An 11484-nucleotide genomic window follows, 5' to 3' on the forward strand; every position below is an offset into this window, starting at 1 on the left:
TTCGTGGGGGTTTTTTGGCACGACGAATTTTTTGGGGGGGGTGCTGTTTCTCTTCGAGAGAATTCCGCCCCCCCTGGTGAGTTTTTTTCTGTGTTGGGAGCGAGCCTGCTCGCGAAGACGGCATCCCTGCCACCACAAAAGCTCTGGCTACCCTTTGCCTTTGGTCCGCGTCATATTCGGCCCGCCATTCTTCTCCAGGTGCTCAATGATGATTCCCGCCACGTTCTTGCCGGTGGTGGTCTCGATGCCTTCCAAACCTGGTGACGAGTTCACCTCCATCACCAGCGGCCCGTGATTGGAGCGCAGGATATCCACACCTGCGACCGCCAGTCCCATGACTTTCGCGGCGCGCAAGGCCGTCATGCGCTCCTCCGGGGTGATCTTGATCAGGCTGGCGCTGCCACCGCGATGCAGGTTGGAGCGGAACTCGCCGGGTTTGGCCTGGCGTTTCATCGCCGCAATCACCTTGTCGCCCACCACGAAGCAGCGGATGTCCGCTCCGCCGGCCTCCTTGATGTACTCCTGAACCATGATGTTTTGTTTGAGGCCCATGAACGCCTCGATCACCGACTCCGCCGCCGTGGCGGTTTCGCACAGCACCACGCCGATGCCCTGGGTACCTTCCAGCACCTTGATCACCAGGGGCGCACCGTTGACCATTTCGATCAGGTCGGGAATGTCGTCCGGTGAGTGGGCAAAACCGGTAACCGGCAAACCGATGCCGCGACGCGACAACAATTGCAGCGAACGCAGTTTGTCCCGCGAGCGGGCGATGGCCACCGATTCGTTGAGCGGAAATACCCCCATCATTTCGAACTGGCGCAAGACTGCGCAGCCATAAAACGTGACCGACGCACCGATTCGCGGGATCACCGCGTCAAAACCTTCCAGCGGCTTGCCGCGATAGTGGATCTGCGGTTTGTGGCTGGCGATGTTCATGTAGGCGCGCAAGGTATCGACCACCACCATTTCATGGCCGCGTTCGGTACCGGCTTCGACCAGGCGACGGGTGGAATACAGACGCGGGTTCCGCGACAGCACAGCGATCTTCATGCAACACCTGTGGAGAGGGTAGATACCGGGAACACCGGCTTGTCTTGTACATACTTGATGCCCGGGTTGACCACCAGCTGGCCATCAATCAGGGCTTTGGAACCGAGCAGCAGGCGATAACGCATGGACTTGCGGCAGGCAAGCGTGAACTGGACACGCCAGACCCGATCACCGAGGGCCAGGGTCGTGCTGATCACGTATCGCACCTGCGCGTGACCGTTCGAGCTTTTAATGGTTTTCATCGTCACCAGCGGCGCTTCACAGCGACGGTGACGCAGTTGCACCACCGTTCCCAAGTGCGCCGTGAAACGCACCCATTGCTCGCCATCGCGGTCGAATACTTCGATGTCGGTAGCATGCAGGCTGGAGGTGCTGGCGCCGGTGTCGATTTTTGCCCGAAGGCCCGCGACTCCCAAGTCCGGGAGCGCCACCCACTCGCGCAGACCGACAACGGTCAAATGATCAAATGTCTTCAAAATTGTTCAACCGGTAGAAACCACGGTGGCCGCAGGCGGCCGAATTCGCGGTATTCACGCAGAATAATGGTTAAAAGGCGACAGATATCTACGGCCCGGATTTCCAGCCTCACTGGGAGGTTATGGAATGTCAGCATTTTAATCCTGGGCGGTGGAATTCTTGGCACGACAGAAACGGTAGTACAGTTCACCAATATTTCAGAACGAGGAAATCCCATGGCACAAAAAAACGAAGAGGACGACAAAGTCCGTCTCGATAAATGGTTATGGGCCGCACGTTTTTACAAGACACGAGCCCTGGCCAAGGCGGCGATTGAAAGCGGTAAGGTGCATTGCCGGGGCGAGCGCTGCAAGCCAGGCAAAGAGCCACACATTGGCGATGAATTCGTGATTCGCACTGGTTTCGATGAGCGTACGGTGGTGGTCCAGGCGCTGTCGATCGTGCGCCGTGGTGCCCCGGAGGCACAGACGCTGTACGCCGAAACCGATGCCAGCATCGCCAAGCGCGAAAATGCCGCGGCTCAGCGCAAGGCAGGCGCCCTGGGCGTGAGCACCGATGGCAAACCGAGCAAAAAGGAGCGACGGGATCTGTTCAAGTTTCGTGGCAGCAACGAGTAACTATCCCAGACCGACTTGCAATTGTCCGGATGAGTAACCATATCGGGGGATTCCCCGACAGTGCAGCGAGCTGATAAATAGCCGCTCGTCGAAAATCACTACAGCATCCGACCCCATGGGCCATAAAGAGGGCCTATGGCGTTAGAGGCGTTGAAGCCCATTTTTTACAATTCAGATACCTAGACTTATGACCGACCTACCGGATACCGACTTCACCCAACGCTTCATCTTCGATGACAGCGACACCCGTGGCGAGATGGTCTCGCTGGAGCTCAGCTATGCCGAAGTCCTGGCCAAGCACGCCTATCCGGAGCCGGTTGCGCAATTGCTCGGTGAACTGATGGCGGCTGCGGCGTTGCTGGTTGGCACCTTGAAGTTCGATGGATTGCTGATCCTTCAGGCCCGTTCCGAAGGCCCGATTCCGCTGCTGATGATCGAGTGCTCCAGCGAGCGCGACATTCGTGGTCTGGCCCGTTACGAGGCGGACCGGATCGCTGCCGACGCGACACTGTCCGACCTGATGCCGGAAGGCTCGTTGACATTGACCATCGACCCTCGGCAGGGCCAGCGCTATCAGGGCGTCGTCGATCTCGACGGCGAAAACCTGTCCGAGTGCTTTACCAACTACTTCGTCATGTCCCAGCAGATAGGCACGCGAATCAAGCTCTGCGCCGATGGCCGCCGTGCCCGTGGCATGCTGCTGCAGCAATTGCCTGCCGATCGCTTGAAAGACGAAGAAGAACGCGCCGCCAACTGGCAGCACCTCACCGCGCTGGCCGGGACGTTGAGCGCCGATGAACTGCTGAGCCTGGACAATGAAACCGTACTCCATCGTCTCTATCACGAAGAGCAGGTGCGGCTGTTCGATGTGCAAAAACTGCGCTTCCGTTGCAGCTGCTCGCGCGAACGTTCGGCCAATGCACTGGTCAGTCTGGGTAAGGAAGATGCACAACAACTGGTGGTTGAACACGGTGGCCACATCGAGATCGACTGCCAGTTCTGCAACCAGCAGTACCTGTTTGACGCCGCCGATGTCGCTCAATTGTTCGCCGGCGCGGGTGTCGATTCGCCGTCAGATACCCGTCACTAAAACGATTCAGCGCAGGTAAATTCACTGGTAAGTGCCGGAATAACGCCGTTACGACGGGAGGGCCCTACTCTTTTTGGGCTTTTCTGGCATAATCCGGCCCACTTTTTTCGCGGTAGTAGTGCACGACTTTCTACTACAAAACGTTTGGAGCACACTCGGCCACTGGCCGACGGGGAACCTCATGACGCAAGCCAATAACGCCGTGTACACCGATCTGAGTGTTGATGATCTGGTTAAAGAAGCCTTGAACCGCGGTGAAGGCGAGCTTGCCGATACCGGCGCACTGGTTGTTCGCACCGGTCACCGTACCGGCCGTTCGCCAGTCGATCGTTTCATCGTTGAAGAGCCGACCACTCAGGCTGCTATCGCCTGGGGCCCGATCAACCGCAAGTTCCCGGCCGACAAGTTCGATGCCCTGTGGGCTCGCGTTGAGGCATTCAACAACGCGCAAGAGCATTTCGTTTCCCACGTGCATGTAGGTGCGGCTGCCGACCACTACCTGGCCGTGAAGATGACCACCCAGACCGCCTGGCAGAACCTGTTCGGCCGTTGCCTGTTCATCAACCCTGAACAGTACAACCCGGCGGGTCGTGAAGAGTGGCAGGTCCTGAACGTTGCTAACTTCGAGTGCGTGCCAGAGCGTGACGGCACTAACTCCGACGGTTGCGTGATCATCAACTTCGCCCAGAAGAAAGTGCTGATCGCTGGCATGCGTTACGCCGGTGAAATGAAGAAAGCCATGTTCTCGGTGCAGAACTTCCTGCTGCCGGCCGCCGATGTGCTGCCAATGCACTGCGCTGCCAACATCGGCGAAGCAGGCGACGTGACCCTGTTCTTCGGTCTGTCAGGCACTGGCAAGACCACTCTGTCCGCCGATGAAAGCCGTTACCTGATCGGTGACGATGAACACGGTTGGGGCGAAGGCGTTGTCTTCAACATGGAAGGCGGCTGCTACGCCAAGTGCATCGACCTGTCCGAGAAGAACGAGCCGGTCATCTGGAAAGCCATCAAGCACGGCGCGGTCCTGGAAAACGTCGTGATCGACGAAGCCAAGCACGCCGACTACGCCGATGTCAGCCTGACCCAGAACAGCCGCGCCGCGTACCCGCTGGAGCACGTTGCCAAGCGTTCCGAAGCGAACCTCGGTGGCGAGCCGAACGCTGTGATCTTCCTGACCTGCGACCTGACCGGCGTACTGCCGCCAGTGTCGATCCTGAACAACGAACAGGCGGCCTACCACTTCCTGTCCGGCTACACCGCGCTGGTCGGTTCGACCGAAATGGGCTCGGGCAGCGGCATCAAGTCGACCTTCTCCACCTGCTTCGGCGCACCGTTCTTCCCGCGTCCGGCCGGCGAATACGCTGAGCTGCTGATCAAACGTATCAATGGCTTCGGTTCCAAGGTCTACCTGGTTAACACCGGCTGGACCGGCGGTGGCTACGGCGTTGGCAAGCGCTTCAACATCCCGACCACCCGTGGCGTGATCGCCGCGATCCAGAGCGGCGCTCTGATCGGTGCCGAGACCGAGCACCTGGACACCATCAACCTCGACGTGCCGAAGGCCGTACCGGGCGTTGAGACTGGCCTGCTGAACCCACGCAACACCTGGGGCGACAAAGTCGCCTACGACGAAGCCGCCAAAGCACTGGCCGGCCTGTTCATCGAGAACTTCAAGAAGTTCGACGTGAGCGACGCGATCAAGGCTGCTGGTCCAAAGTTGTAAGTGTTAGTTTGAAGCAATGAAAAGGCCGCCCTCAGGGGCGGCTTTTTTGTGGGCGAGATTCAGGTTTTCAGATGCAGGACAAACGCCCCGATCAGCACCAACACCACCCCCAATACCTGCACCTTGCCCAACCGCTCCTTGAAAAACACAAACCCTAGAGTCGCCGCAATGGCACCGGACAACGTGCTGATCACCGTCACCACCGAAACCGATCCGGCCACTGCGCCCCAGGCGAATGCAGAAAAGCCGCCGAGATTCATCAAGCTTGCGCCGGTCAACGTCAGGCAGTTTTTCAACGGTGGGATTTTCAGTCCGTCGTCGATCCTGAGGACGATCGCTACCAATACGATCAGGCCTACCAGGTAGGCCAGCCATAGCATCGTCACCGGGCCAAGTTTTGGCAGGACGAATTGGCCTTGCAGCCAGAAACTGGTGCCGTAGAACATGGCCGCCAGCAGCGCAAAGGCAATGGAGGTGCTTGCCGAAGTGGTGTGTGGCACCTTCGGGTCGGAGTGAATGCTGGAGAGCACTACGCCAATCACGCACAGCGCAATGCACGACAACTGGAGCAGGCTGATGTGCTCGCCACTTGCCCAGGACAGCAGCGTGGTCACCACGCCGTAAGAGGTCACCAGCGGCGCCACAATCGAGGCTTTTCCGAGGGCGAAGGCCTTGGACAATGCCAGGGCGCCGGACACGGTCAGTGCTGCTGCCGCAACCCCGAAGAGCCAGGTTTCGAGTGGAGCGGCCATGGATCGGAGAATGGATGCAGGGAAGGCGATCAGCAACAGGCTCATGATGGTAAAACCCAGCGCCTGACCGAAGTAAACGGCGCGCTTGACACCGACAGCGCGGGCATTCAGGCCCACCAGAAAATCCGTGCCACCCCACAGCAAGGCGGCCAGCAAACCCATCAGAACGTCCACGCAATATCCTTATCGTGATGCGCCGGGGACGTTACAGGTCTTCAAGCGCCTGGGTGTCCCAGCGTTGGGCCTTGATAGCCCGGTAGAGCATGCCGATGGTCAATGGTTCCTTCTCGCCGCGACCCTTGGCTTTACGCTTTAAATACACATCGTAGCCGTCGGGCTGGAAATAGCGATAACTGTCGTAATCCACAAAATCGATGGCGAACTGCTCTTCCAGGGTTTCGATCAAATGCTGCGCGTCGGCGCCGTTGCAGCCGAGGTCGAAATTGATCGAGGTGGTGAGGTGGATGGTTTTGCGTTCGGGGAGGCCGATTTCTTCGTGGAGCAGCTGCAGGAGCTGGTGCATGGTGGGATCGTTGGGGAAGTTTGGGGCGAGCTGCATTGCGGGGTGTCCGAGGTTGGAGCGGAATGGGTTAATTCAGGAGAGTGGAGCGTTCAAAGGGTCACCAATGCAATGCTCGAAAATAGCTTCGAGAGCTCGGTAGTCGCAGGCCACCGCAGCTATGTTCGCAGGAACCCAGGCGGAATCTTTTATCAACCACCAATCAACTGCAAACCCAGCGTTAATGATGATTTGTTCGAACAGAATTCGCTGAGCGCGACCATTGCCTTCACGAAACGGGTGAACGACATTGAGGTCACCATACGACTCAGCAACTTTCTCGACCAATTCTGCTTTATTGGTTCCGACAAACCAGGACGCACGCTCCATGACCTTAAAAATTTTCTCGGCTTCAGGGGCGATACGCTCTGCGGTACAAAAGAGAGTGTCACCTTTACGGATGTTGACCGTTCTCAGCAATCCCGCCCATTCGTAGACATCTGAAAACAGCGTCTTATGAATATGTTGTAAAAGGTTAAGGTCGTATGGAGGAGGGAGAAGGCGAAAATTGCTTACGGCGATTTCAGAGAGTTCTCGCTCCGCTTTTTGTAGCTGTTCTTCGTCTTGAATATTCAACAGGTTGCGCAGAACGTCGCTACTTGGATAGCAATATGGGTCTTGTCCAACCCCATACTTATCCACCATTAACGCGGATTCTGACGGTATTTTTCGAGCACCGACTCCCGAGTCGGAAGCGGTTTTTCCGCGTCGGCACGGGAGGTGTCGAAGCCTTCAAGGCGCAAGCTCGCCAGATAGTTTGAGCGGCGCACCTTGTCGTAGTAATCCTGCTTTTGCTGAAAAGTCAGTTCGCTCATTACCGCTGCCTCTTTGTGCAATGTCCAAGTGTAGCGTAAAGGATCTGATCGATAGGTTGGTATTTCTGATGCAACGTGGGCGAGGAATGCTCCCGATTGGAGCTTGGGGGCCCTGATCGGGCGTGGTTTGTCCGCCTGGCATATTGTTTTTCATCAGGTGCACCGCGCTATCATTTTTTTCGCGAGCAGGCTCGCTCCCACACGGGGGGATAGCGGTCAACAGGTGGTTTTGGGCAGGCGTTGCCGGGCGATGTCGAGCAGGTCGTTGCCGTCCTGGGTGAGTAGGTACAGTGCGCTGACGATGTTGGGGATGTCGCTGGCGTCGGCTTGTTTGAAGCACAGGCAGTACAGGGTTTCGAGCAGGTTGCTGGCGGCGCGGATGCGTTGGCGGGCGGCGTCGAGGATTTCGAAGGGGTCGGCTTCGGTGTCGATGAGCAGCACCGGCGTTTCGCTGTAACTGGATTTGAGTGGATGGTAGCGCTTGGTTAGTGGATCGGTATTGTTCATCGAGTGCGTCCTGAGCGAAATCGGCAAGCGTTCCCGGCAGGCCGAGACGCTGTTTTCAGCTGCGGCGGAGACTATAGAAGGGTGTGTTCCGCTGCGACAAGACGGCAGTGATGGACAAGTTTTGTAGGGCTTTTGTCGGTTTTTGAGGACGGGGACTACGCATTATTGGCGGTTTTTTACTGCGTAACTGCCAAGGGTAAGAATACCTACGGGGTTGTCAGATAAGGCGCGGTGAGGCTCAGTCGAAGGTGCCTCAGAAATCGTAGGGCATTTCATTTCTTGCGGTGAAAGTACCGACGTCTTCGCGAGCAGGCTCGCTCCCACTGGAGGTATGCATCGCACACAATTCTTGTATTGAGTGAAGGTAATTTGTGGGAGCGAGCCTGCTCGCGAATGCAATCTGCCAGTCAGCCCATCTCCCAAGCCTTGCGATGCTGTCAGGCCATCCGCTGTATCATCCCGTATCGTTTTTACCCCCGACCTTTTCTCGACTCGCTGCCATCGCCATCTAGGCTTTGCCCATCGCAGCGGTCAACGGAGTGACAGCTTATGCACAACACCCTGGAACAGGTTTTCGGTTATCCACAGTTTCGACCTGGACAGGAGGCGACAGTTAGCGCAGTGCTGGCGGGGCGTTCGGCGGCGGCGATTTTTCCTACCGGTTCCGGCAAGTCCCTGTGCTACCAGTTATCGGCGGTCATGCTGCCGCACCTGACGCTGGTGGTTTCGCCATTGTTGGCGTTGATGCAGGATCAGTTGGCGTTCCTGCAACGCCACGGCATTGCAGCAGGCAGTATCGATTCGGCCCAGAGCCGGGATGACACCAGCGATGTCATGGCACGCGCCAGGTCCGGCGAATTGAAGATTTTGATGATTTCCGTGGAACGCTTGAAAAACGAGCGCTTTCGCAATTTTTTGCAGCAGGTGCCCATCTCCCTGTTGGTGGTGGACGAGGCGCACTGTATTTCGGAGTGGGGGCACAACTTCCGTCCGGACTATCTCAAGCTTCCGGACTACCAACACCAGTTCAACATCCCTCAGGTCCTGCTGCTAACGGCCACCGCAACTCCCAAGGTGATCGCCGACATGCAGGCCAAATTCGCCATCGCCTCCGCGGACGTGGTGACCACCGGCTTCTATCGGCCGAACCTCAATCTATGGGTAGAACCTGTGCGTGGGCAGGACAAGCGTCGCCGCCTCGTCGAGTGGATGAGCAGGCGTCCGGGCCAGCCGAGCATCGTCTACGTCACCCTGCAAAAAACCGCCGAACAGATTGCCGAACACCTGAGCCGCAGCGGCATTCAGGCCGAGGCTTATCACGCCGGTTTGCCCCACGATCAGCGCGAGGCTATCCAGACTCGGTTCATGGGCGGGCAGTCCAATTGCATCGTGGCCACCATTGCGTTTGGCATGGGTATCGACAAGAGCGACATCCGCAACGTGGTGCATTTCGACCTGCCCAAATCCATCGAAAATTACAGCCAGGAAATCGGCCGCGCCGGACGAGACGGGCAACCGTCCGATTGCCTGGTTCTGGCTAACCGCGACAGCCTCAACGTGCTGGAAAACTTCGTCTATGGCGATACGCCGGAGTGCGATGGCATACGCCGTGTACTCGACGAGTTGCAAGCCTGCGCGCCCGAAGGGCAGTGGGAGTTTCTGTTGGGGCCGCTGGCGGACAACAGCAACATTCGCCAGCTTCCGCTCAAGACCTTGCTGGTGCAGCTGGAGTTGCGTGGAGTCATCACCCCGCGCTACGCCTACTACGCTGAGTACCGTTTCAAATACCTTGAAGAGCCCGAGGCACTGCTGGCCCGTTTCGAAGGCGAGCGCAGGGATTTCGTTGCTGCGATCATCCAGACTTCCAGCCGCGCACGCACCTGGGCCACGGTGAATTTCGAGGCGTTGTACGAGCAGTATCAGGCGGAACGCGAAAGGGTGGTCAGGGCGCTGGATTACTTCCAGGAGAAGGGGGGGGTGGAGCTTGAAAGCAAGCTGATGACCGAGGTCTACAGCCTGCTGCAAACGGACTTTGATAGCGCCGCATTGAGTGAAAACCTGCATGCCTACTTTGTTCGGCATGAGCAAACCGAAATCGCGCGAATTCACGCCATGCTGGATCTATTCGCCACCGACCGCTGCTTGGGCTATCGTCTGGCCGAGTATTTCGGTGACCGAAATGCCCCCCGGCAGTGCGGGCACTGTTCAGTGTGCCATGGACAAGTGGCACGTTTGCCAGAACCACCGGTATTGCTCGCCCTTGTGGATAAAAATTTCGAGGCGCAGTGCGGTGGTTTTATCCACAGGCATGAACAGCACACGGGCAGTGTGCCGTCCGCCGAGCGCGTGACACGGTTTCTGTGCGGGATCAGTGTGCCGTTATTCACCAAACTCAAGGTTCGTTCGATTTCCGGGTATGCGAGCCTGGAGGATTATCCCTATGCCGAGGTGCGCGCGTGGGCTGAACAACATTTGTTGAATTGAATGTGGGAGCGAGCCTGCTCGCGAAGAACGATTACACGGTTTTCGCAATTAACCGGCCAATTACTACAGGAACCGTAGCCAATGTCCAACCCGATGCCTCAACGCACCGACTACCCGCACTTCCAACCCATTACCACCCGATGGCACGACAACGACGCCTATGGTCACGTCAACAACGTCACCTACTACAGCTTTTTCGATACGGCAGTGAATACCTACCTGATCGACGTCGGTGGGCTGGACATACATGATGGCGAGGTGGTGGGCTTCGTGGTGAGTTCGGCGTGCGATTACTTTGCTTCCATTGCCTTCCCGGACCGGATCGAAATCGGTTTGCGGGTCGGCAAATTAGGCAACAGTTCGGTGCAGTATGAGTTGGCGGTGTTCAAGCAGGGGGAAGACGAGGCCCGTGCAGCGGGGCGCTTTGTCCATGTGTTTGTCGACCGTGCATCAAACCAGCCGGTGACAATTCCAGCTGGATTGCGCAACGCCATGGAGCGTCTGGTGGTTTAGCCAGGGCAAAAAAAATCGCAGCCCTCGGGCTGCGATTTTTCACCTGCCAGCGAAACCGTTCCGGTCTCAGTGGCGATGACGGTAGTACTTGTGATGCTTGCGATGGCCGTAGTGGTGGCCACGATCGTGACGATAGTCATCACGGTAGTAGCGGCGACCACCGCGATGATCATCATCATCGTCGTCATCATCGGCCTTGTTGCCCATGTAGTTACCCAGCGCACCGCCAGCGCCGCCGCCTGCTGCGGAGCCGATCAGGCTGCCGGTGGTGCCGCCCATGCTGCGGCCGACCACGTTACCACCTGCCGCGCCCAACGCACCGCCAATGGCCGCTTCGCCACGGCTGTGTTTGTCTGCGCCGACGGCGCTACCGCCCGCGCCACCCAGGGCCGCGCCGATAGTGGAACCTGTGCTACCGCCAAGCGACTGGCCGACGACCGAGCCTAGAACCCCGCCCAATGCGCCGCCCACACCTGCTTCGGTGGTGCCGCCAGCAGAGGCAATGCCACTGACAAGGCCAAGGGACAACAAGAGAATCGAGGAGAACTTCATGGGGGAACCTCAAGGGGATGACGTCGCGATCCTGAGGCTGTGGCATGGGCGTGACAATCGAAATCCGACGAGTAACACGACTTGAGCACATTTCTATAAGTTGCTGTTTTTTAGACGGAACTTAATGGTTTTTCGCCGGTCTTTAGCTACTTCGGAATGGCCGTTTTTGTGAAAAAACGGCCTTTTTTGTGGGCGTTTGAAAAGTGTTCGGCTTGGATGATTTGTTGAATGTTCCAACGCTTTCGCGAGCAGGCTCGCTCCCACAATGGATTTTGGTCGAACACAAAAGTTGTGACTACTGAAGATCAAATGTGGGAGCGAGCCTGCTCGCGAAGAGGCCGG

13 protein-coding genes are annotated in these 11484 nt (G+C 57.7%); 5 read left to right on the top strand and 8 right to left on the bottom strand.

What is annotated here, in order from left to right; all coding sequences use genetic code 11:
- Positions 1-147: 147 nt before the first annotated feature.
- Both rimK and ACSFE6_RS12170 read right to left on the bottom strand, forming a co-directional pair.
- Entirely contained in the window at positions 148-1053 is a 906-nt protein-coding gene (gene rimK, locus ACSFE6_RS12165) for a 30S ribosomal protein S6--L-glutamate ligase (protein WP_007972871.1), read from the bottom strand.
- Positions 1050-1511: an ATP-dependent zinc protease family protein gene (locus ACSFE6_RS12170; protein WP_435427891.1), complete on the bottom strand. Its 462-nt coding sequence runs from the start codon at positions 1509-1511 to the stop codon at positions 1050-1052. The genes rimK and ACSFE6_RS12170 overlap by 4 nt, the downstream gene beginning before the upstream one ends.
- A gap of 234 nt (positions 1512-1745) precedes the next feature.
- Here ACSFE6_RS12170 and ACSFE6_RS12175 point away from each other — a divergent pair, with 234 nt between their 5' ends.
- From ACSFE6_RS12175 to ACSFE6_RS12185, 3 genes are all read left to right on the top strand, one after another.
- Entirely contained in the window at positions 1746-2147 is a 402-nt protein-coding gene (locus ACSFE6_RS12175; RefSeq protein WP_435427838.1) for an RNA-binding S4 domain-containing protein, read from the top strand.
- A 187-nt stretch (positions 2148-2334) separates the two neighbouring features.
- The gene (gene hslO / locus ACSFE6_RS12180) at positions 2335-3237 is read left to right on the top strand and encodes an Hsp33 family molecular chaperone HslO (RefSeq protein WP_435427839.1); all 903 of its coding nucleotides are present in this window, start codon (positions 2335-2337) and stop codon (positions 3235-3237) included.
- A 181-nt stretch (positions 3238-3418) separates the two neighbouring features.
- Positions 3419-4960: a phosphoenolpyruvate carboxykinase gene (locus ACSFE6_RS12185; RefSeq protein WP_435427840.1), complete on the top strand. Its 1542-nt coding sequence runs from the start codon at positions 3419-3421 to the stop codon at positions 4958-4960.
- A 59-nt stretch (positions 4961-5019) separates the two neighbouring features.
- Here ACSFE6_RS12185 and ACSFE6_RS12190 read toward each other — a convergent pair whose 3' ends face one another.
- From ACSFE6_RS12190 to ACSFE6_RS12210, 5 genes are all read right to left on the bottom strand, one after another.
- Complete coding sequence (locus ACSFE6_RS12190) at positions 5020-5874, bottom strand: EamA family transporter (protein WP_435427892.1); 855 nt, start codon at positions 5872-5874, stop codon at positions 5020-5022.
- Between the two features lie 43 nt (positions 5875-5917).
- On the bottom strand, positions 5918-6271 hold the full coding sequence (locus ACSFE6_RS12195) for a DUF1493 family protein (protein WP_435427841.1): 354 nt from the start codon (positions 6269-6271) through the stop codon (positions 5918-5920).
- A 36-nt stretch (positions 6272-6307) separates the two neighbouring features.
- Positions 6308-6916 (bottom strand): putative adenosine monophosphate-protein transferase Fic, encoded by a 609-nt coding sequence (locus tag ACSFE6_RS12200; protein WP_435427842.1) that lies wholly within the window; start codon positions 6914-6916, stop codon positions 6308-6310.
- Positions 6916-7086 carry a YhfG family protein gene (locus ACSFE6_RS12205; RefSeq protein WP_433738162.1) on the bottom strand — a complete coding sequence of 57 codons (171 nt, stop codon included), beginning with the start codon at positions 7084-7086 and terminating at the stop codon, positions 6916-6918. The genes ACSFE6_RS12200 and ACSFE6_RS12205 overlap by 1 nt, the downstream gene beginning before the upstream one ends.
- A gap of 216 nt (positions 7087-7302) precedes the next feature.
- Positions 7303-7593: a hypothetical protein gene (locus tag ACSFE6_RS12210; RefSeq protein WP_435427843.1), complete on the bottom strand. Its 291-nt coding sequence runs from the start codon at positions 7591-7593 to the stop codon at positions 7303-7305.
- A 549-nt stretch (positions 7594-8142) separates the two neighbouring features.
- Between ACSFE6_RS12210 and ACSFE6_RS12215 the strand changes: the two genes are divergently transcribed.
- Positions 8143-10077 (top strand): RecQ family ATP-dependent DNA helicase, encoded by a 1935-nt coding sequence (locus ACSFE6_RS12215; RefSeq protein ID WP_435427844.1) that lies wholly within the window; start codon positions 8143-8145, stop codon positions 10075-10077.
- Positions 10078-10158: 81 nt separating this feature from the next.
- Entirely contained in the window at positions 10159-10590 is a 432-nt protein-coding gene (locus tag ACSFE6_RS12220) for an acyl-CoA thioesterase (protein ID WP_435427845.1), read from the top strand.
- A 66-nt stretch (positions 10591-10656) separates the two neighbouring features.
- Here ACSFE6_RS12220 and ACSFE6_RS12225 read toward each other — a convergent pair whose 3' ends face one another.
- The gene (locus ACSFE6_RS12225; protein ID WP_435427846.1) at positions 10657-11142 is read right to left on the bottom strand and encodes a glycine zipper domain-containing protein; all 486 of its coding nucleotides are present in this window, start codon (positions 11140-11142) and stop codon (positions 10657-10659) included.
- Positions 11143-11484 lie beyond the last annotated feature (342 nt).

Source organism: Pseudomonas baetica, from assembly GCF_051216495.1.
GTDB lineage: Bacteria > Pseudomonadota > Gammaproteobacteria > Pseudomonadales > Pseudomonadaceae > Aquipseudomonas > Aquipseudomonas baetica_B.